22 protein-coding genes are annotated in these 20,848 nt (G+C 65.6%); 14 read left to right on the top strand and 8 right to left on the bottom strand.

The genetic code is table 11. The features are described from left to right. Positions 1-41: 41 nt before the first annotated feature. Genes K7H93_RS06905 through K7H93_RS06880 form a run of 6 tightly spaced genes read left to right on the top strand, consistent with a single transcriptional unit; the run spans position 42 to position 5,698 of the window. Positions 42-1,559, top strand: a complete 1,518-nt coding sequence (locus tag K7H93_RS06905) for an ABC transporter substrate-binding protein (RefSeq protein ID WP_230783000.1) — start codon at positions 42-44, stop codon at positions 1,557-1,559. A 16-nt stretch (positions 1,560-1,575) separates the two neighbouring features. Beyond that, positions 1,576-1,992: a DUF4112 domain-containing protein gene (locus tag K7H93_RS06900; RefSeq protein ID WP_010239831.1), complete on the top strand. Its 417-nt coding sequence runs from the start codon at positions 1,576-1,578 to the stop codon at positions 1,990-1,992. A 41-nt stretch (positions 1,993-2,033) separates the two neighbouring features. Continuing rightward, positions 2,034-2,852 (top strand): tryptophan 2,3-dioxygenase, encoded by an 819-nt coding sequence (locus K7H93_RS06895; RefSeq protein WP_230782999.1) that lies wholly within the window; start codon positions 2,034-2,036, stop codon positions 2,850-2,852. Beyond that, complete coding sequence (gene kynB / locus K7H93_RS06890) at positions 2,849-3,475, top strand: arylformamidase (RefSeq protein ID WP_230782998.1); 627 nt, start codon at positions 2,849-2,851, stop codon at positions 3,473-3,475. The genes K7H93_RS06895 and kynB overlap by 4 nt, the downstream gene beginning before the upstream one ends. Before the next feature lies 1 nt (position 3,476). Next, positions 3,477-4,694, top strand: a complete 1,218-nt coding sequence (kynU, locus tag K7H93_RS06885; protein ID WP_230783171.1) for a kynureninase — start codon at positions 3,477-3,479, stop codon at positions 4,692-4,694. Between the two features lie 11 nt (positions 4,695-4,705). Then, entirely contained in the window at positions 4,706-5,698 is a 993-nt protein-coding gene (locus K7H93_RS06880) for an aldo/keto reductase (protein ID WP_230782997.1), read from the top strand. A gap of 55 nt (positions 5,699-5,753) precedes the next feature. On the opposite strand, the gene K7H93_RS16070 is transcribed toward K7H93_RS06880, so the two are convergent. Next, positions 5,754-6,584 carry a universal stress protein gene (locus K7H93_RS16070; protein ID WP_230782996.1) on the bottom strand — a complete coding sequence of 277 codons (831 nt, stop codon included), beginning with the start codon at positions 6,582-6,584 and terminating at the stop codon, positions 5,754-5,756. An 85-nt stretch (positions 6,585-6,669) separates the two neighbouring features. Then, positions 6,670-7,278 (bottom strand): HNH endonuclease, encoded by a 609-nt coding sequence (locus tag K7H93_RS06870; protein ID WP_230782995.1) that lies wholly within the window; start codon positions 7,276-7,278, stop codon positions 6,670-6,672. A 127-nt stretch (positions 7,279-7,405) separates the two neighbouring features. Between K7H93_RS06870 and gluQRS the strand changes: the two genes are divergently transcribed. The 5 genes from gluQRS to K7H93_RS06845 all read left to right on the top strand — a co-directional run bounded on the left by gluQRS (position 7,406) and on the right by K7H93_RS06845 (position 10,537). After that, positions 7,406-8,242, top strand: coding sequence for a tRNA glutamyl-Q(34) synthetase GluQRS (gene gluQRS, locus K7H93_RS06865; protein WP_230782994.1), 837 nt, complete (start codon positions 7,406-7,408; stop codon positions 8,240-8,242). Between the two features lie 3 nt (positions 8,243-8,245). Further along, entirely contained in the window at positions 8,246-8,476 is a 231-nt protein-coding gene (locus tag K7H93_RS06860; protein WP_230782993.1) for a hypothetical protein, read from the top strand. 18 nt (positions 8,477-8,494) lie between these two features. Beyond that, positions 8,495-9,082 (top strand): cob(I)yrinic acid a,c-diamide adenosyltransferase, encoded by a 588-nt coding sequence (locus K7H93_RS06855; protein WP_230782992.1) that lies wholly within the window; start codon positions 8,495-8,497, stop codon positions 9,080-9,082. A 76-nt stretch (positions 9,083-9,158) separates the two neighbouring features. Next, positions 9,159-10,028 (top strand): 3-hydroxyacyl-CoA dehydrogenase family protein, encoded by an 870-nt coding sequence (locus tag K7H93_RS06850; protein ID WP_230782991.1) that lies wholly within the window; start codon positions 9,159-9,161, stop codon positions 10,026-10,028. Between the two features lie 152 nt (positions 10,029-10,180). Continuing rightward, positions 10,181-10,537: a hypothetical protein gene (locus tag K7H93_RS06845; protein WP_230782990.1), complete on the top strand. Its 357-nt coding sequence runs from the start codon at positions 10,181-10,183 to the stop codon at positions 10,535-10,537. Between the two features lie 19 nt (positions 10,538-10,556). Here K7H93_RS06845 and K7H93_RS06840 read toward each other — a convergent pair whose 3' ends face one another. Continuing rightward, a complete protein-coding gene (locus K7H93_RS06840) occupies positions 10,557-10,955 on the bottom strand; it encodes a YidH family protein (RefSeq protein WP_230782989.1) in 399 nt (132 codons plus the stop codon). Positions 10,956-11,003: 48 nt separating this feature from the next. Continuing rightward, positions 11,004-13,601, bottom strand: coding sequence for a DNA mismatch repair protein MutS (mutS, locus tag K7H93_RS06835; protein ID WP_230783170.1), 2,598 nt, complete (start codon positions 13,599-13,601; stop codon positions 11,004-11,006). Positions 13,602-13,814: 213 nt separating this feature from the next. On the opposite strand from mutS, the gene K7H93_RS06830 reads away from it, so the two are divergent. Then, complete coding sequence (locus K7H93_RS06830) at positions 13,815-16,136, top strand: NADP-dependent malic enzyme (RefSeq protein ID WP_230782988.1); 2,322 nt, start codon at positions 13,815-13,817, stop codon at positions 16,134-16,136. Between the two features lie 4 nt (positions 16,137-16,140). Here the strand turns inward: K7H93_RS06830 and K7H93_RS06825 are convergent, their stop codons facing one another. Both K7H93_RS06825 and K7H93_RS06820 read right to left on the bottom strand, forming a co-directional pair. Then, positions 16,141-16,830, bottom strand: a complete 690-nt coding sequence (locus K7H93_RS06825) for an SDR family NAD(P)-dependent oxidoreductase (protein ID WP_230782987.1) — start codon at positions 16,828-16,830, stop codon at positions 16,141-16,143. Between the two features lie 79 nt (positions 16,831-16,909). After that, a complete protein-coding gene (locus K7H93_RS06820; protein WP_230782986.1) occupies positions 16,910-17,404 on the bottom strand; it encodes a ferritin-like domain-containing protein in 495 nt (164 codons plus the stop codon). A gap of 196 nt (positions 17,405-17,600) precedes the next feature. On the opposite strand from K7H93_RS06820, the gene K7H93_RS06815 reads away from it, so the two are divergent. Then, a complete protein-coding gene (locus K7H93_RS06815; protein WP_230782985.1) occupies positions 17,601-18,188 on the top strand; it encodes an outer membrane protein in 588 nt (195 codons plus the stop codon). Positions 18,189-18,278: 90 nt separating this feature from the next. Here the strand turns inward: K7H93_RS06815 and K7H93_RS06810 are convergent, their stop codons facing one another. After that, a complete protein-coding gene (locus K7H93_RS06810; protein ID WP_230782984.1) occupies positions 18,279-18,641 on the bottom strand; it encodes a darcynin family protein in 363 nt (120 codons plus the stop codon). Between the two features lie 77 nt (positions 18,642-18,718). Between K7H93_RS06810 and K7H93_RS06805 the strand changes: the two genes are divergently transcribed. After that, positions 18,719-19,339, top strand: coding sequence for a TetR/AcrR family transcriptional regulator (locus K7H93_RS06805; protein ID WP_230783169.1), 621 nt, complete (start codon positions 18,719-18,721; stop codon positions 19,337-19,339). A 258-nt stretch (positions 19,340-19,597) separates the two neighbouring features. On the opposite strand, the gene K7H93_RS06800 is transcribed toward K7H93_RS06805, so the two are convergent. Then, positions 19,598-20,848, bottom strand: coding sequence for a HipA domain-containing protein (locus K7H93_RS06800; RefSeq protein WP_160661447.1), 1,251 nt, complete (start codon positions 20,846-20,848; stop codon positions 19,598-19,600).

Here is a 20,848-nt window from a genome sequence, read left to right as displayed (position 1 = left end):
GCGCTGACCCCGGCGCGCCGGCCTGCTAAGGGCCGATTGCCGTGCCGAGCCAGTTCATCCCCAATCGTTTCGCCCCCGCCGGGCGTCCCCGACCTGCCTTGCGGTGGCTTGCCGCCGCGCTGATGGCGGTCGCGCTGGGATCATGCGGCGATACGGGGGAAGAAGACGGCCTGCCGGTGGTGGTCATCGGTGCCCCCGATTCGATTTTCGAAGACGGTCTGCGCCTCTCGCCCGGGGCGCAGCTGGTCCGCGATGCGACTGCCTCGGGCATCGTCGCGCTCAATGCGGAGGGCGAGGTCGTGCCCGCGCTGGGCGAAAGCTGGATCGTGACCGAGGATGGGCGCAGCTACATCTTCCGGCTGCGCCAGCTGACCTGGTCCGATGGCGAGCCACTGACCGCAGAGGACGCTCGCGCCAGCCTGCTGGCGACGATCCGCCAGCTGCGCGGCACTTCGCTCGGCCTCGACCTGCGAAAGATCGACGATGTGCGCGCGATGACCGCGCGGGTGATCGAAATCCGCCTGACCGGGCCGATGCCCGAATTCCTGCAACTGCTCGCCCAGCCCGAACTGGCGATCATGCATGACGACGAATCGATCGCGCCGATGCGGCTGGAGCGTGAAGACGACCTCGCGATCCTGCGTCCGACCCCGCCCGAATCGATCGGCCTGCCCGAGCGCGAGCCTGACGAGCTGGGCAAGACCGTCCGCCTGCGGGCGCTGCCCGGCGTGCAGGCAAACGAGGCATTCAGTCAGGGCAAGGCGGCGGCGCTGCTCGACGGGACGGTCTTCACCCTCCCGCTGGCCGATACCGGCCCGCTGTCGCGCGGGACCATCCGGCTGGACCCCGCGCTGGGCCTGTTCGGGATGCTGGTGAGCAACGAACAGGGCTTCTTCGCCGAGGTCGAGAATCGCGAGGCGCTGTCCATGGCGATCGACCGCGCGGCACTGGCCGAGGGGTTCAGTCTGGGTGGATGGCAGCCCTCGACCCGGATCGTCCCCGTCGGCCTGCCGGGCAATCCTGTTTCGCCCGGAGAACGCTGGGCATCGCTGTCGATCGATCAGCGGCGCGATCGCGCGCGCCAGCAGGTGGTCGACTGGCAGCGCCGCACCGGGCAGGCACCGCGCGTCCGCCTGTGGGTGCCCGAGGGGCCGGGCAGCGACGTGCTGGTACGCGCGCTCTCGCTCGACCTGGCGACGATCGGGGTGGAGCTTCGCCGGGTCCAGTTTCCGCAAGGGGCGGATCTGGTGATGATCGACCGGGTGGCGCGCTATCCCAGCGCACGCTGGTTCCTCAACCAGTTCAATTGCGAGCTGCTGCGCGGCCCCTGCTCGCCCGAAGCGGATGAGCTGGTCACGCAGTCGCTGCGCCCCGAGCCGGGCGAGGGCTCCGCGACGCTGCTGGCCGAGGCCGAGGGTGCGCTGATCGCGCGCGAGGTATATATTCCGCTGGGCGCGCCGGTCCGCTGGTCGCTGGTCCGCAGCGGGCTGGAAGGTTTTTCCGAGAACTCGTGGTCCAGACACCCCATTTATGCGTTGGCAGGGGTAGAGGCCTGGTAGAACGGGGACATTTCCAATGGGTGAGACGCAGACGATCAACCTGATGGGCATCGAGATGCCTGCCGGAAAAGACCCTGCATCGGTCTATCGGCGGATCCAGATGATGGAACAGCTGACCGAACGCAGCATGACCATCCCGGGGATCAACTACGATGTCGGGATGGACGCGATCGTCGGCCTGATCCCGGTGGTGGGCGACATTTTCGGTGTCGCCATGGGCGCCTACATCGTGTGGGAGGCCCGCAATCTCGGCATGTCCAAGTGGCACATGTCGCGGATGATCGGGAACGTCGCGGTCGACGGGGTGATCGGCTTCGTCCCGCTGGTGGGCGACGTGGCCGACTTCGCCTTCCGTTCCAACTCGCGCAATCTCAAGATCGTGAAGAACTACCTGTCCAAGCATCACCCGCACGTAACGGTGGTCGATCGTTGAGCGGGTTTTGCGCCGCGCGTGCAAGCCGCTAGGGCGGGGCCATGCCAGACACGACGCCAGACACCACCGACAATGACGGCGTAACCTACGCCTCCTATCTCGATCTCGACCGCATTCTCGCCGCGCAGCATCCGCGCTCCGATGCGCAGGACGAGCTCCTGTTCATCATCGTCCATCAGGCGAGCGAGCTGTGGCTCAAGCTGTGCCTGCACGAGCTGGAGGCCGCGCGCGAGGCGATTCGGGAGGACCGCTTGCGCCCCGCGTTCAAGATGCTCGCCCGCGTGGCGCGCGCGCAGGAGCAGCTGATCCAGAGCTGGAACGTGCTGAGCACGATGACCCCGCACGACTATTCGCTGGTGCGCCCGCATCTGGGCACCTCCAGCGGCTTCCAGTCCGCGCAATACCGCCTGATGGAATTCATCCTCGGCGGGCGAAAACCGAACATGGTGACGATGCACGAGGCGGTGCCCGAAGTGGCTGCGAAGCTGCGCGCGGAGCTGGCCAAGCCTAGCCTCTATGAAGAGACCGTGCGGCTGCTGGCCAAGCGCGGCTTCGACATTCCCGCAGATGTGCTCAATCGCGACCGCGAAGAGCGGTGGGAGAAGTCCGATGCGGTCGAGGCTGCGTGGGTGACGATCTACCAGAACCCGCACGATCACTGGGACCTGTACGAACTGGCCGAGAAGCTGGTCGATCTGGAATACCACTTCCAGCGCTGGCGCTTCGGGCACCTCAAGACGGTCGAGCGGATCATCGGGTTCAAGAAAGGCACCGGCGGCACCTCGGGCGTCGGCTATCTCGAAGGCGTGCTGAAGGAAGTGTTCTTCCCCGAGCTGCTGTCCGTGAGGACAGTTCTGTGAAGATCTGGGACATTAGCCAGACGCTCCAGCCCGGCCTGCCCGTTTGGCCCGGCGATACCGAGTTCGCGTTCGAGCGGACGTGGCGGATGGACGAAGGCTCGCCGGTCAATGTCGGCCGGATGACCATGAGCACGCATTCGGGCACGCACGCCGATGCGCCGCTGCACTATGCGGCGGATGGCGCGGACGCCGCGAGCATGAGCCTCGATCCTTATCTTGGCACCTGCATCGTGGTCGATGCGCGCGGTGTCGAAGGGGAGATCGACATCGGCGACCTGCCCGATCTCGAATATACCAACCGCGTGCTGTTCCGCACCTGGGACGCTTTTCCGCATGGGCGATGGCGCAGCGACTGGCTGCCGATCGGGGCCGAGGCGATCGAATGGCTCGCGGCGCAGGGCGTGGTCCTGATTGGGACCGACGCGCCATCGGTCGACCCGCAGGAGAGCAAGACGATGGACGCGCATCTCGCGGTTCTGAAACACGACATGCGCATCCTCGAAGGGCTGGTGCTCGATGACGTGCCTGCTGGCCTGTACGAACTGATCGCTCTGCCGCTGAAGGTCGGCGGCGGCGATGCGGGCCTGTGCCGCGCGATTTTGCGGGAGCTGCCCGATGAGTGACATGATGCAACGTGCACGCGACCTCGACGCAGCCGACGCCATCGCGCATTTCCGCGACCGTTTCGACCTGCCCGAAGGGGTGATCTACCTCGATGGCAACTCGCTCGGACCTCTGCCCAAGGCGAGTCGCGAACGCTTGCACCGGGTGATCGATGCCGAGTGGGGCGAAGGCCTGATCCGCTCGTGGAACGAGCTGCCCGGCGGCGGAGGCGACTGGATCGCGATGCCCCAGCGCGTCGGCGCCAGGATCGCGCCATTGGTGGGCGCGCAGGCGCACGAAGTGATCGCGTGCGATTCGGTCTCGGTAAACCTCGCCAAGCTGATCGGCGCGGCGCTCTCGCTGAACCCAGGCCGCAATGTGGTGCTGAGCGAGCCGGGCAATTTCCCGACCGACCTCTACATGATCCAGGGCCAGCCTCAGGTCGAACAGCGGCTGGCGGGCCGCGATGAGATGATCGAGGCGCTGGATGAAAGCGTCGCGCTGCTGCTGCTGACGCACGTCCACTACAAGACCGGCGAAATGTTCGACATGGAGCGGCTGACCAAGGCCGCGCACGATGTCGGCGCGATCGTGCTGTGGGACCTGTCGCACTCGGGCGGCGCGGTGCCGGTGGACCTGAACGGTGCGAACGCCGACCTCGCGGTGGGCTGCGGCTACAAATATCTCAACGGTGGCCCTGGCGCGCCCGCCTACGCCTTCGTTGCCGAGCGGCACCATGGCGATTTCTCGCAGCCGCTGACCGGCTGGTTCGGCCATGCGCAGCCCTTCGCCTTCTCCGACGAGTACGAGCCGGCCGAGGGCGTCAAACGCCTGCTCGCGGGCACCCCGCCGGTGCTGGCGATGGCCGCGCTGGAGTCGGGCGTCGAGCTGATCGCCGAGATCGGAATGGAGGCGCTGGTCGCCAAATCGCGCGCGCTGAGCGAGTTCTTCCGCGAGTGCGTGGCCGGCCTCGACCTCGACCTCGTCAGCCCGCGCGAGCCCGCGCAGCGCGGCAGCCAGCTGAGCTTCCGCCACGAAAACGCCTACGCGCTGTCGCAGGCGCTGATCGCGCGCGGCGTGATCGGCGATTTTCGCGATCCCGATATCCTGCGCCTCGGCTTCGCGCCGGCCTATCTTCGGTTTGCGGACATTGCCGAGGCAGCACGCCATCTCGCGGAGGTGCTGGAGACCGGCGAATGGGAACGCGACGAATATTCGACCAGAGCCGCCGTCACCTGAGGAGAACACCGATGAAGTACCGCACGCTGGGCCAGGGCCTCGAAGTATCCGCCATCGGGATCGGTTGCATGCCGATGGTTGCGGGCGGCAACATCGTTTACGGCGAGGCCAATGCCGACGACGCGATCGAGACGATCCACCGCGCGATCGACCTCGGCGTCACCTTCTTCGACACCGCCGAAATCTACGGGCCGTTCCAGAACGAGGAACTGGTCGGCCGCGCGATTCGCGGCAAGCGCGACAACCTCGTCATCGCGACCAAGTTCGGCTTTCGCTTCGAAGGCGACCAGATCACCGGTGCGGACAGCAGCCCGGCCAATATGCGCCGCGCCTGCGAGGCATCGCTCAAGCGGCTGGGGATCGACACGATCGACCTGTTCTACCAGCACCGCGTCGACCCGAGCGTGCCGATCGAGGATGTCGTCGGCACGATGGCGGACCTGAAGGCGGAGGGGAAAATCCGCCACCTCGCCCTGTCCGAGGCGGGCGAGCAAACGCTGCGCCGCGCGCACGCGACCCATCCGATCACCGCGCTGCAGAGCGAATACTCGCTGTGGGAGCGCGGCGTCGAGGACGGCATCCTGCCCGCCTGCGAGGAACTGGGCATCGGCTTCGTGCCCTACAGCCCGCTCGGCCGCGGGTTCCTGACCGGCAATTTCCGCAGCCGCGACGATCTGGGCGAGAACGACTGGCGGCGGCAGGACCCGCGCTGGTCGGAGGAGAACTTCGACGCCAATCTCGCGATCGTCGATACGATCCGCACCATCGCCGATCGCAACGGGGCCAGCGTGGCTCAGGTCGCGCTCGCCTGGCTGATCGCGCAGGGCGACCACATCGTGCCGATTCCCGGCGTGAAGCGCATCGCAACGATGAGCGACTCGGTGGCCGCCGCCGATCTCGAACTGTCGGACGCCGACCTGGCGGAACTGTCGGCAGCGGTCCCTCCCGGCGCTGCTCAGGGCGATCGCTACGGCGAACGCGGGATGCGGATGGTGCGCTTGTAGGGCGAGGCCACTCTATCCCCGCCCGGCGGCACCAGCCGGGCGGGGCAGATTTCCGTCAGGCCGCGCTCTCATGCTCCGGATGGATGACCAGCGTATCGACGGTGAGGGTCTTCAGCAGATCGCTGACCGTGCTACCGATCAGCGCCTGACGCAAACCGCCATATCCATGCGAGGTCAGCGCGCACAAATGCGCGTCGTATTTGCGAATCGTCCTGTTGATGGCGGTGAGCGGCAATCCTTCGACCTGCTCCATGGTCATTTGCTCACGGCATGCCTGCGAAATATCCAGCTGCTCGGTGAAGCCGTCGCACTGTTCCTGCGCCGCGGCGGCCAGTTCATTGCGCACATATTCGGCGTTCTGCCACGCCTCATAGGGGACGTGGAATGCGTGGACGAGGTGCAGCTGCGCCTGCGGGAACATGCGGACGACCGCCTCCACGCCGCGTTTCGAGGCGTCGGACAGGTCGGTCCCGATGACGATATGCTCGTAAGCTGCGCGCGGCCGTTCCTTGGCGACCAGCACCGGATAGGGCGAGCGGCGCAGCAGCATGTCGACCGCTGTGCCGAGCAAGAAGTCGCCCACCGAATTGTAGCGCGCGACGCCGATGACCAGGCAGAAGGGATCCTCGTCCTCCACCGCCTGCGCGATGGCGGCGGGCGCCGATCCCTCGGGAAACAGGCAGCGATAATCGCCCACATTCTCCGGCATGACCGAGGCCACCCGTTCCTCGAGCGAAGGCCCGACCCGGATGACGTCCGGGTCTTCGACCGCGTGGACGACCACCAGTTCGCGTCCGGTTTCCCGGGCAAGCTGGACGGCGCGATCCACGGCGCGGTCCGAACGGGGTTTGAAATCGGTAGCAACAAGGATGGGGTGCTGTGTCACGATTACCTCCTGTTGGGAGGAAGGGTAATGGGATCGGTTGCCACCCGCAAGAATCGGCGGATTGGAAGCGGACCCAGCGGCCCTCTCACTCCTCCAGCTCGATGTCCCAATACAGCCAGTCGCGCCAGGTTTCGTGGAGGTAGTTGGGCGGGAAGCTCTTGCCGTGTTGCTGCAGCTGCCAGTTGGTAGGCCTGATGGGCTCGACCATCAGCTTCATGCCCGCTTGCCTCGGCGTGCGCCCGCCCTTCTTCATGTTGCACGGCGCGCAGGCGGTGGAGATGTTCTCCCACGTGGTCTTCCCGCCGAGGCGGCGCGGGACGACGTGGTCGAAGGTCAGGTGGCTGGGGCTGCCGCAATACTGGCAGATGAAGCGGTCGCGCAGGAACAGGTTGAAGCGGGTGAAGGCGGGAAACGCGCTCGGCTTCACATATTGTCTGAGCGCGATGACGCTGGGCAGCTTCATATCGAGCGAGGGCGAATGGACCTGCCGGTCATAGCTGGCGACCACATCGACCCGCTCAAGGAAGATCGCCTTGATCGCGGTCTGCCACGGCCAGATCGACAGCGGGTAATAGGACAGCGGGGTGTAGTCCGCGTTGAGAACAAGAGTCGGGCACGCCGACAAATTCCTCGTCGGGTCTTCATCTACGCTGCGGAACGTGGCCGCGCGGTCGATCAGATCGGCCTTGAACACTTGCTTGTGTCCTCCCTGATGCGATGAAAGGACCATTTGCTCGCAAAAGCGTCAAGCCTGTTACAAAGATGGTTTCCACAGTCCTTTTTGACGACTTGGCCGTGATGCGCGCTAGAGACGTCAAGCCATGACCGTGACCCGCTTCGCCCCCAGCCCCAACGGCCCCCTGCACTGGGGCCATGCCTATTCGGCCATCGTCGCGCACGATCTGGCGCGCGCGGAGGGCGGACGCTTCCTGCTGAGGATCGAGGATATCGACGGACCGCGCAGCCGCCCCGAACTGGCAGAGGAGTTCCGCAAGGATCTCGCCTGGCTGGGGCTGGAGTGGGACGAAGTGCCCGCACAGGGCACGCGGCTGGCGCGGTACGAGGAGGCGCTGGACAAGCTGAATGCGCTCGGCGTGCTCTATCCGTGCACCTGCACCCGCGCCGAAATCGCGGCTGCGGCGAGCGAGACGGGGCCGGAGGGGCCGATCTATCCCGGCACTTGCAGGCACCGCGAGGTGCGGCCCGATGCGCCCGCCGCGCTGCGCATGGACCTGAGCAAGGCGCTGGCGATCACCGGCCTGCTCTCTTGGCATGACGAGATCGCGGGCGAGCAGGCGGTCGATCCGGCCGGGCTGGGCGATCCGGTGCTGCGGCGCAAGGATCTGCCTGCAAGCTACCACCTCGCGGTGACGGTGGACGACGCGGCGGATGGCGTCACGCTGGTCACCCGCGGGCTCGACCTGTTCCACGCGACTCCGGTCCACCGCGTGCTGCAGGCGCTGCTCGGCCTGCCGGTGCCGCGCTGGCATCATCACCCTTTGCTGCTCGACCATGAGGGGCGAAAACTCGCCAAGCGCCGCGGTTCGCCCGCCCTCGCGGACCATCGCGAAGCGGGCGAAGACGGGCGGGCATGGGCGGCACGGCTGAGGCGCGGGGAATGGCCGATTGGCATTTTGCTGGGAAAGCTCCATATCTAACCCATGCAAACACTCCTCATCATTGCCATCATCTTCCTCGCGATCATGGTCGTCGTGTCGCTGATCCGCGGGATTGTCGCATTCCTGAAGACCACCAAGGTCGATCTGGAAAACAACACCAGCGAAACGGTGAGCGAGATGCAGCTGATGCAGAACAAGGCCATGTTCGACCGAATCAAGTATCAGGGCCTGGCGATTCTGGTGGTCGCCATCCTGCTTGCAGTGTCGCAGTAACGCGGCCATTCGGCCCGCATGGTCAAGCTCAACAAGATCTACACCCGCACCGGCGACGACGGCACGACGGGCCTCGTCGATGGCTCGCGCAGCCCCAAGCACGCCGCCCGTATAGAAGCGATCGGCGCGGTTGATGAGGCAAACAGCGCGCTCGGCCTCGCAATCTGCGCGCTGGACGCCGGGCATGATGGGGTCGCGGCTCTTCGCCGGGTGCAGAACGACCTGTTCGATCTGGGCGCGGACCTCGCCACGCCCAAGGGCGCGCTCGATGGCGAAGGATTCGAACCGGGCGAAATGGTCCTGCGGATCGTGGACGGCCAGGTCGACTGGATCGAGCGCGCGATCGATACGGCCAACGAAAACCTCGAACCGCTGACCAGCTTCATCCTTCCCGGCGGCAGCGAGGCGGCGGCGCGGCTGCATGTCGCGCGCGCCAGCGTGCGCAAGGCAGAACGCGCGATGACCGCGCTGGCGGAGCTGGAGCCGGTCAACCACGCCGCGCTGCACTATATCAACCGCCTGTCGGACCTGCTGTTCGTGCTTGCCCGTGCGGCCAATGACGGGGGCAAGGCGGACATCACCTGGACGCCCGGAGCCAATCGCTAAAACTGACAGCTAGCCAGCGGGCGGCTTGATCGCTAGCCAGCCGCCATTGCTGCTGTTGCGAAGGACGGACAATCTCATGCAGACCATCGGTGTCATCGGTGCGGGCCAAATGGGCTCGGGCATCGCGCAGACCATCGCCCAGCACGGGCTCAAAGTATTCCTCAGCGACCGCGATCTCGCCATCGCGGAAGAATCGCACAAGGGCATCGACCGCGCGCTCGGCAAGCTGGTCGGCAAGGGCAAGATGGAAGTGGCCGAGGCCGAAGCCACGCTCGCCCGCATCACCCCCACCGGCGAACTTGCGCCGATGGCCGAGGCCGACCTGATCATCGAAGCCGCGACCGAGAAGGAAGCGATCAAGCAGGGCATTTTCGAGAACGCGGGCAAGGTGCTGGGCGAGGGCGCGATACTCGCCAGCAACACCAGCTCGATCCCGATCACGCGGATGGCCAACTGGTCGCCCGATCCGGGCCGCTTCATCGGCCTGCACTTCTTCAATCCGGTGCCCGTGATGGGCCTGATCGAAGTGATCCCCGGCCTCGCGACCAACAAGGACGTGACCGACCGGACGATCGAATTCGCCCACCTGCTGGGCAAGGAAGTGGTGCTGAGCCAGGACGAGCCGGGCTTCGTCGTCAACCGCATCCTGCTGCCGATGATCAACGAGGCGATCTTCGTGCTCGGCCAGTCGACCGCCAGCATCGAGGATATCGATCTGGGGTGCCGCCTAGGCCTCAATCACCCGATGGGCCCGCTGCAGCTGGCGGACTTCGTGGGGCTCGACACCTGCCTCGACATCATCCGCGTGCTGCACGACACGACCGGCGACACCAAGTATCGCCCGGCACCGCTGCTGGTGAAATATGTCGAAGCCGGCTGGCTGGGTCGCAAGACGGGCCGTGGCTTCTACGACTATACGGGCGATGCGCCCGTGCCGACGCGCTGATTTTTACGGTACCAGCCCTCACCCCCGCCCGGCCAACCCACAGGATGCCATCGATGGGTTGGCCGGGTGGGGGTGCGGGCTGGTACCGCGACAATGAATCCGCAAGGAACCGCTCAAACCCTCCGCCCGTTCATGAGGAAAGGAGATTCCTCATGGCCGACAAGAACAAGAAAACCCTGCCTTCCGACTTCGACGGCGAGCGTCGCCAGACCGACGATCTCGCGCCCGAGAACGAGAATTCGGAGCAGGTCGGTGCCTATGATCAGGCGCAGACCGTCGCCGATCAGGCGCAGGGCGTTTCGACCTCGATCCTCAATTCCGACAGCGAGCATGTCCAGAGCGGGCTGACCGCGCCGGATGCGCAGGATGTGGTCGACCACATGAACCAGATGGAGCGCGGCAACACGGTCGACATGTCGGCCTATCGCGGCGAACCCAACCACGACGACAATGTCGACAAGTACGGCAAGCCCGCGAAGCTCGACGGGTTGCGCGGCGACGGCACCTGAGCGCATCCGGAAGGCTTAATCAGCTTTCCACCAGCACCCACAGACCGATCGTTACCACCACCGCGCCGATCGCGACCCCATAGGCCATCACACGGAAATTGGGTGTCGGGATCGGCGCGAATTCGTGCGTGCTGAGCCGGTCTAGCGTCTTGCATGCGCGCTGCTGCGCGGTGATCGCGAGCCATCCGCCGCCGAGGATGAAGAGGCTGGCGATACCCTTGGGCATCCATGACGGGTCCCAGCTGCCGAACAGCGCGCGAAACCCGAGCCCGATGCCGATCGCAGCGAAGGCGGTGCGCATCCAGCCCGCGAAAGTCCGCTCCATCGCCATGATGTTGCGGTCCTCAGCCAGATCCGTGCGGAATTCCGCCCACTGGGTGCTCTTGTCCGGATCGTCGGGAGGGTCGTCCTGCGCCATGCGTTCAGAACCTAGCGGCCCCGCGCGCGATGGCAAATCTGTGCAAGATCAGCTTTCGCCCGCCTCGCGCTTCAACTGGTAGAGCATGTCGAGCGCCTCGCGCGGGGACAGCGCATCGACATCGAGCGCGGCAAGCGTGTCGCGCAGGCTGTCGCACTCTTCCTGTTCGGCTTGAATCGCCGCGGAGAACAGCGGCAGATCGCCCAGCCCGGCGGCGAGGCCGCCGGTTTCCTCGCGCCCCTTCTCCAGCTTGGCGAGCACCGCGCTCGCGCGCCGGACCACCTCTGGCGGCACGCCGGCCAGCTTGGCCACGGCGAGGCCGTAGCTGCGGTCGGCAGGCCCTTCGGCCACCTCGTGCAGCAGCACCAGATCGCCCTGCCATTCGCGCGCGCGCACGTGGTGGAGCGAGAGCGCGTCGCAGCTTTCCGCCAGCCGCGCCAGCTCGTGGTAATGGGTCGCGAACAGGCAGCGGCAGCGGTTGTTCTCGTGGATCGCCTCGGCCACCGCCCACGCGAGCGCCAACCCGTCATAGGTCGAGGTGCCGCGCCCGATCTCGTCGAGGATCACGAAGCTGCGCTCGGTCGCGCGGGCAAGGATCGCGGCGGTTTCGACCATCTCGACCATGAAGGTGGAGCGTCCGCGGGCGAGATTGTCGCTCGCGCCGACGCGGCTGAACAGGCGGTCGACCAGCCCGATGCGCGCGGATGTTGCGGGTACGTAGCTGCCCGCCTGCGCCAGCAGCACGATCAGCGCATTGGCGCGCAGGAAGGTCGATTTACCGCCCATGTTCGGCCCGCCGATCAGCCATAAGCGGTCCGTTTCTGCGAGCCCGCAATCATTGGGCACAAAGCGCTCGCCCGCCCTGGCCAGCGCCGCCTCGACCACCGGATGCCGCCCGGCGACGATTTCGAGGCAGGGCGCATCGTCGATCTGCGGCGCGCACCAGTCGCCCTCGGCCGCGCGTTCGGCCAGGCCTGCGGCGACATCGATCCGCGCCAGTGCATCGGCGGTTCGCGCGATCCGCTCGCGCGCGGCGACCACGGTTTCGACCAGCGCCTCGAAATGGGCCTCCTCGGCAGCCAGCGCATGCCCGCCCGCCTCGGCGATTCGGCTCGCCTCCTCGTGCAGGTGGACCGAGTTGAAGCGGACCGCGTTGGCCATCGTCTGGCGGTGGGTGAAGCCGCTGTCCGGTCCCATCAGCGCGTCGCCATGGCGCGCGGGCACCTCGATGAAATAGCCCAGCACGCCATTATGCTTGATCTTGAGCGCGGAGATCCCCGTCTCGCTGCGATAGCGCGCCTCCATTGCTGCGATCGCGCGACGCGCATTGCCGCTCGTCTCGCGCAGCGCGTCGAGCGCGGCGTCGTATCCGGCGGCGATATATCCGCCATTGCCGCGCTCGGTCGGTGGGGAGGGGACCAGCGCGCGCGACAGCTCGTCCACCAGCGCGCCGTGGCCGGTCAGCTGCGGGAGCAGATCGTCGAGCAGCGGCGGGCGATCGCGCAGCCGGGTCAGCGCATCGTTGAGCCTGCGCGCCTGCGCCAGCCCGTCACGCACCTGCCCCAGATCGCGCGGGCTGCCCCGGTCGGCGACCAGCCGCGCCAGCGCGCGGGCGATGTCGGGGATCGCGCGCAGCGCCTCGCGCGTGTCGCCGCGCAGGATCGGGTCCTCGTGGAACAGGCGCACGAGCGCGAGCCGCGCCTCGATCGCGGCCCGGCGGGCGAGCGGGGCGGAGAGGTCTTCGGCCAGCAGGCGCGCACCCGCGCTGGTCACGCAGCGGTCCACCGTGCTCAGCAGGCTGCCCGCACGCTCGCCATTCTGGGTCGCGGTGATCTCCAGACTCGTGCGGCTCGCTTCGTCGATCGCCATCACCGTGCCGGTCTCGTTGACCGTCGGCGGCAGCAGGAAGGGCATGGACCCGCGCCCGGCATGGTCGAGATAGGCGAGCAGGCCGCCCGCCGCGGCGAGCATCGCGCGCGAGAACGTGCCGAACGCGTCGAGCGTGGCGACCCCGTGCAGCTCTTCCAGCCGCTTGCGCCCGCGCTCGCTCGCAAAGTCGCCGGGCGGGCGCGCGATGGCCTCGTAAGGCGCATCGGGCCAGTCCTCCGGCGCAACGATCTCGCGCGCGCCGAGGCGGGAGAGCGCGGCGGCCACCCCGTCGGCCTCGCACTCCTCCAGCTCCATCCGCCCGGTCGAGATGTCGCACGCCGCGATTCCCACGCGCCCGCGCAGCTCGCACAATGCCGCCAGCCGATTGGCGCGGCGCGGTTCGAGCAGCGTATCCTCGGTCAGCGTGCCTGCCGTGACGAAACGGATGATCTGCCTCGCGACCAGCACCTTGGACGAAGGCTTGCCCTCGGCCTTGGCGCGTGCGCGGGCTTCGTCGGGCGTCTCCACCTGCTCGGCAATCGCGACCCGGTGCCCGGCGCGGATCAGGCGGGCGAGATAGCCGTCGGCGGAATGCACCGGCACACCGCACATCGGCACCGCCTCCCCGCCGCTTTCGCCCCGGCTGGTCAGCGCGATGTCGAGCACGCCGGCGGCGATCTTGGCATCGTCGAAGAACAGCTCGAAAAAGTCACCCATGCGGTAGAACAGCAGGCACTCGCCCGCCTCGCGCTTGAGCGCGTGGTACTGTTCCATCATCGGAGTGGGTTTGCTGGCCGCCATCGGATGGTGGCCTACCGTGTCCGCGCCGCGCGGTCATCGCCCCGATGCTTGGGCTTGGGGAAAAATCGGGCTGGCGCGTTTCGTTCGTCCGATCGGGCGCAATTGGAACGCAAACGCCGGCTTTGGCCCTATGCCTTTACGGCTTGCGAGGTTAGGGCGGGGCCGAACACGCATTGCACGAGGGCGGATATGGCTGACGAAAAGAGCACCGGCGACAACGGGGCACCCAACACCGAACCCGGCGCTGCGCCCGCCGCCGGGCCCAACGCCGATTTCGAAACGCGGGAGGCGCTGCTCTATCACGAGAGCGGGCGGCCCGGTAAGATCGAGATCATCGCGTCCAAGCCGATGGCGACTCAGCGCGACCTGAGCCTCGCCTATTCGCCCGGCGTCGCCGTGCCCGTGCAGGCGATCGCCGATGATCCGGCCAATGCCGCGAAATATACCGCGCGCTCCAACCTCGTCGCGGTGATTACCAACGGCACCGCGATCCTGGGCATGGGCAATCTCGGCGCGCTCGCGGCCAAGCCGGTGATGGAAGGCAAGTCGGTGCTGTTCAAGCGCTTCGCCGACGTCGATTCGATCGACCTGGAGCTCGACACCGAAGACCCGGACAAGTTCATCGAGGCGGTCGCGCTGATGGAGCCGACCTTCGGTGGGATCAATCTGGAAGACATCGCCGCGCCCGAATGCTTCATCATCGAGCAGGCTCTGCGAGAGCGGATGAACATCCCGATCATGCATGACGACCAGCACGGCACCGCGATCATCGCGGCGGCGGGGCTGATCAATGCCTGCCACCTGACCGGGCGCAAGTTCAAGGACTGCCGGATGGTGGTCAACGGCGCGGGTGCCTCCGCGCTCGCCTGTACCGCGCTGATCAAGGCGATCGGCATTCCCAGCGACCAGGTGATCGTGTGCGACCGCTCCGGCCCGATCCACAAGGGACGCGACGATCTGGATCAGTGGAAAAGCGCCCACGCGGTGGAAACCGATGCGCGCAGCCTGGAAGAGGCGCTGGAGGGGGCGGACATCTTCCTCGGCCTGTCCGCAGCCGGGGCGCTGAAGCCGGAGTGGGTCAAGAAGATGGCCGACCAGCCGATCATCTTCGCGATGGCCAACCCGGTGCCCGAGATCATGCCCGAAGACGCCAAGGCCGTGCGCCCCGATGCGATCATCGCCACGGGCCGGTCGGACTATCCCAACCAGGTCAACAACGTGCTCGGCTTCCCGTTCATCTTCCGCGGCGCGCTCGACGTGCGAGCGACCGCTATCAATGAAGAGATGAAGATCGCCGCCGCCGAAGCGATCGCCGCGCTGGCGCGCGAACGCGTGCCGGAGGAAGTCGCGGCGGCCTATGGCAAGAGCCACAAGTTCGGCACCGACTACATCATCCCCGCCCCGTTCGACCCGCGTCTGATGGAAGTGGTGTCGTCCGCAGTGGCCGAAGCGGCGATGAAGTCGGGCGTGGCGCAGGCCCATATCGAGGATCTGGAGGCGTACCGCCTCGCGCTCAAGTCGCGCCTCAACCCCACGACTTCGGTGCTGACACAGGTGTACGAGGAGGCGAAGGCCAATCCCAAGCGGGTTGTCTTCGCCGAGGCGGAAGAGGACGTCGCGCTGCGCGCCGCGATTCAGTTCCGCGATTTCGGCTACGGCACCCCGGTGCTGGTCGGGCGGACCAAGGCGGTCGCGGACAAGATGCACATGCTCGGCGTCTCCGACCCCGGCAGTTTCGAGATCCAGAACTCGGCCGACAGCGAGCATGTGCCCGAAATGGTCGAGTTCCTGTACAAGCGCCTCCAGCGGCGCGGCTATACCGAGCGTGATGTGCGCCGCATGGTCAACCAGGACCGCAACGTCTTCGCCTCGCTGCTGGTCGCGCTGGGCCACGGCGATGCGCTGATCTCGGGCCTGACGCGCACCTATGCACAGACCGCGCGCGAGATCGGCCGGGTGCTCGACCCCAAGCCGGGCGGGATTTCCTTCGGCATCCACATGATGATCGGGAAGAACCACACCACCTTCCTCGCCGATACCACGATCAACGAGCGGCCCAGTTCGGAAGACCTTGCGCACATTGCGTGCGAGACCGCGGCGGTTGCCCGGCGCATGGGGCATGAACCGCGCGTCGCCTTCCTCTCCTACTCCACCTTCGGCAATCCGTCGGGCAAGTGGCTGGAGAACATTCGCAACGCGGTACACATCCTCGACGAGATGCAGCCCGGCTTCGAATACGAAGGCGAAATGGCCCCCGACGCCGCGCTGAACGAGAAGGTGATGAAGCTCTATCCCTTCAGCCGCCTGTCGGGCCCGGCCAACGTGCTGATCATGCCCGGCCTGCAATCGGCCAACCTTTCGGCCAAGCTGCTGCGCGAACTCGGTGGCGATGCGACGGTGGGCCCGATCCTGGTGGGCATGGAAAAGCCGGTCCAGATCGTCCCAGTCACCGCCAACGTGCCCGACGTGCTGACGCTGGCAGTGCTGGCGGCGGCGGGGATCGTGGAATAGCGGCCTAGAAGGCTATCGCTTCGCCGGTGTAGTCGACGAAGTGGTAGCCGCCCCCACCCGCCTTCTCGACCACGTCGGCAAGGCCGGTGCAGCTTTCCGCAACCGTGATCGACGCATTGGGCCCGCCCATATCGGTCTGCACCCAGCCGGGATGGAGCGAGAGGACTTCGATGTTGCGCTCCTTAGCCTGCTGCTCCGAAATGCCCTTGGCGAGCATGTTGAGCGACACCTTGCTCACGCGGTAGAACTCGTACCCGCCCGAGCTGTCTGCGATCGATCCCATCAGCGAGGACATGAAGGCCAGCGTGCCGCCGTCCTTGAGCAGCGGGAGCAGCGCCTTGCCGACCCTTGCAGGGGCATAGGCATTGGTCTGCATCACATGGGCGATCTCTTCGTCGGTCGCCTGTTCGGCGGACTGGTGCTTTGCGCCGGTGATCCCGGCATTGACGATGATCGCATCGAGCGATCCTTCGCCCAGCTTGCTCGCCAGCCCCTGGTAGGTGTCGGGCTTGGTCACATCGACGGTGACGATTTCGACGGCGTTTTCATGGCTCTGCGCCGCATCGCGCAGGCCATCGCTGGGCGTGCGTTCGCTCGCCACGACATGCCAGCCGCGGCTCGCGAATTCGCGGGTCAGGCCCAGCCCGATGCCGCGCGATGCGCCGATGATAAGAATTTTCCTGGTGTCGCTCATGCCGATCCTTTCGGTTGCTGGATGCAAAGCGGGCGCCCGGATTGCCGGACGCCCGCGAGATAATGTCGGTCAGGCCCGATCAGGCGGCGACCTTGTTGACGTCGTTGACCGCGATGGCGGTCATCCGCCGGTCGCCTTCGTAGGTCTGATCGAGACATTCGGCGAGCTTGGTCACTTCGCCGGCCAGTTCGAGCCGCTTGGCGAACGCGAGCACACAGCCGTAGCCGGCGATCGCGTAGTGGGTCATCCGCTGGTACTGGCTGATAATCATCGCATCGCGCACTGCATCGTCCCCGAAATCGGTGTTCAGGGCATGCGCATCGACTTCCTTGACGATGCCTTCCATGCCCTTGCAGAATTCACCGGTCGGTTTGGCGTCGTGGCCTTCGATGATCGGCTTCAGGGTCTCGATCCCGCGCTCGATGCCGTCGACGCCATCCTTCAGCGCGGATTTCAGCTCGGCGTCGGTTGCCTTGTCGGCCAGCTTGCGGGTCGCCTCGATCGACTGGCGATTGGCGCTGTAAAGATCCTGCAGCTGGTCGATGTAGACGTCTTTGAGGGTGTTGAGGGCCATGTGTCTCTCTCCTTGGGGGTATACCTGAAAAGCGCATGAACCCGGTGGCTTGTTCCGAAACGGCGGGATCGGCGCGGCGCGCGGCGGACACTGGTTAACCACCTGGAAACCATCTTCGTTCACAAGTGCGGCCAAGCGATACTTCCATGCGAAAGGGACGCAGATGAAAAGCACCACTGCAAAGATTGGCACAGCGATGGCCGGCATCGCCGCCGCGCTGGCTGCGACACCGGCGCTGGCGCAGGACGGGAATGCTGCACCTAGCGGTCTCTACGTCCAGGCCATCGCCGGTTATGAAGGCGTCGAGGTCGAATCGAGCGGCAATACCGTGACCGCAGACGCGGATTCGGTCGTCTATGGTATTGCTGCCGGCTACGATCTCTCGCTCGGCGGCGTGTTCGTCGGGGTCGAGGGTGAATATTCGGCCAGCGGCAGCTCGACCGAATTTCCGGACAGCTTCGCCGGGGCGCGCGACGGGCTGGAATCGGATGGGCAGTACTATCTCGGTGCCCGCGCGGGTGTCCCGATCACCGGGGCGATCTCCGCCTATGGCAAGGTCGGCTATACCGCGCTCGACACGCGTTCGTTCACTACCGCAGGTTCCTTCGCCGATGTCGAGGAAAACGCCACCGGCTTCCGCTTCGGCGGCGGCGTGCAGCTGGATCTGCCCGGGCCGCTGGAGGCGCGGATGGAATATCGCCGTTCGCGCTATGGCGATGTCGGCGGTGATGTTGGCGATGTCACCACCAATCAGGTGGTTGCGGGTGTCGGCCTGCGCTTCTGACGCATCGCCATTTCAGCAGTTACGAAAAGGCCGTCCGGGCAACCGGGCGGCCTTTCGCGTCATGTGCAGTGGTAGCGGACGTACCAGACTTCAAGATCGCAGCGCTTCCACCTCGTAATTCTTCGCCCAGGCGTTCAGCTCGCCGGGAAAGATGTCATGCACGAGGAAGAACCGGTCCCAGAATGGCGTCTCGCGCAGCTTCTCGCAGAACAATTGATAGCTGTGGTGGTCGGCCGCTTCGATCATCCAGATATCGCTGATTTTCGCGGTGTAGAATTCGACATCGTACCAGTTCAGCCGGATCCGGCCCCGAAACTCGTCGAGAATGGGCTGGAACGTCTCGCGGGCGTGCGAGAGTCGCGTCTCGAATGAGAAGCCCAGCCATTCGGGCGAGGTCTTGACCATGAAGAAGGTGGTGAGCGCAGCGTCGAACTGCGCGGGTTGCGTGTTCATTGGAGCATCCTTGTGTCGTTGATTGCCGCGACTAAAATGCGAGCGGATGCTCAGTTACGCTACTCGCATTGGACCTCATGACCAATCATGCCACCGATCAGCGCGCCCGCCCTCGCAAACAGCCCTCGCAGGCGCGCGCACGTCACACCGTTGACGCGATTGTCGAGGCCGCGGCTCGCATTCTGGAGGAGCATGGCCATGGCGGCTTCAACACCAATGCCGTGGCAGAGCGCGCCGGCGTCAGCATCGGCACGCTCTATCAGTATTTTCCGGACAAGGACGCGCTGCTCGGCGCGCTGATCGGGCGCGAGACCGCACGGTTGCTCGCGGAAGTGGAAAGCGCGGCAAGGGCGCCTTCGGGACGCCAAGCGCTGGACGCCGTGATCCGGGCCGCTGTCGGCCATCAGGTCCGGCGCCCACGTCTGGCGCGCCTGCTCGACTTCGAGGAGTCTCGCCTGCCGCTCGATGCCGACACCCAGGCCGTCCGGGCACGTTTTGCCGCCATTCTTGGCGGCATCCTTGCCCGAGCGGATATGCCGCGCCAGGAGGATCTGACCGTCGTCACCGCCGATGTGGCGGCGATCCTGCGGGGGATGGTCGACACCGCCGGCGAACGGGGGGAAACCGACCGGCACGCGCTGGCGAAGCGGGCTCGGCGCGCAGTGCTCGGCTATCTCATGATGCCTTCTGCCGGCTGATGGTCGGCGGGTGCTCCCGCAGAGCTTCGGCCTCCCCGTTTTCGAGGTTTTGACGCAGCGTTTTAAGCTAAGTCATTCACCTAAACTCGCCGGAAGCGGAAGTACCAGACCTTAGTGGTCATACTATCGTATGACCCTGATATATAATCATTAATCAGCATTTTTTGATGCCCATTTTCTCGGCTAGCAATCACCGGGTAATCACCATGCCAAATTTGATAAGCACGCACCCCCATGGACGGACTTCTGCGTTTGCGATCATGACGCGGGTGCTGCCAATCGGAAGCAGGTTGCGAAACGCTTGCGATCAGCCGCGCTTATCCCTGCTTCTGTGAATAGGTGTTCCCACCGTGTCGCTACGATTCTCCTCATGTCTTCGGCGATTGCGTTCGCGTCATCATGGCTGAGGTCGAAGACCGCGGCACCGGCGAGAGCATTCTCGATCGTTGCAGCGCGGCCTTCCGGCCCGACGCCGAGGACGAGCCGGCGCTCCAGTCCCAGCTGCGGCTTCGGCACTACATCGTAAAGCGGCGAAAGCCGCCATCCCTCACCATCGAACAAGAAGCCATGATTACGCAGGTGATCATCATCATTGGTGACGAGGATATTGAGCAACATACGACGAAATAGCTCGTGTAGATCCTGAAGTACTTTGGTTCCGAATTGCCGGATCGCTCCTGCGAGATCGGCATAGCTGAAGCTGCTGACCTCGCTCTCATGCGCCCCGAGCATTGTGAGCCCCGAAGCAAAGGGCCTGCGTTCCAGCCAGTTGCCGTGAGGAATCCGATCGAACCGCTCGATCAGATAGATGTCGCGATCAAGGACACAGCGGAAGTCGAGTGGCGGCACATCGAGACCACATTCGCTGGCAAGCCGCATTGTCGCCAGTTCGACCCGGCATTCGGGGAAGCTGTCTCCCCGCTTCTGAAATTTCGCGATCCAGGGTTTGTCGCCGATTTTTGTAGCAGCCTTCGGCCGGGCGCCGCCCAGAGATGACCCGGCGGCTAGCAACGCCCTCAAGTTCTCGTCGAGTTCGTCGACATGCTGCGCTCGTTCGGCGGCTTCTGCTAGCTCTGCGAGCGTGAACTCTTCGCCCGGAGCAGGGCCGTCCCCCCATGGTGTAATTCTCTCAGGCTGGGCGGACGTCGGCCCAAAGGCGAGCGCACCCACGCGATGTTCGCCCGAGGCCAGAATGAGATCGATTTCGCTCGGCAAGCGATCGCCCATCGCCTTGTACATTAGGTATTGGCCCCAGCCGTCAGGAGCAGCATCCCGAATGCCACCGAACACGGCAAAGCCTTCTTCCGTCCTGAATGTTCGAGAAGTTCCAGCTTCGTGCAACGGCAGAGCTACAGGATCGACCGCAATACGGTCAGGGCGTTCCAGATAACGCCGCCCGTAAGCGAAGGTAGCAAACTGGTTGCGCGGTTCGTCGGTCATCGTGAGAAGGCCTGCCGGAACAGGCCCCTCCTCAAGATGCACGAAGACATAGGTGCGGATGGTCGTCAC

The sequence above is a fragment of the Citromicrobium bathyomarinum genome, from assembly GCF_021021475.1.
GTDB lineage: Bacteria > Pseudomonadota > Alphaproteobacteria > Sphingomonadales > Sphingomonadaceae > Alteriqipengyuania > Alteriqipengyuania bathyomarina.
Note: the sequence above shows the minus strand (reverse complement) of the source record. Positions and strands in the feature narration are given on the sequence as shown.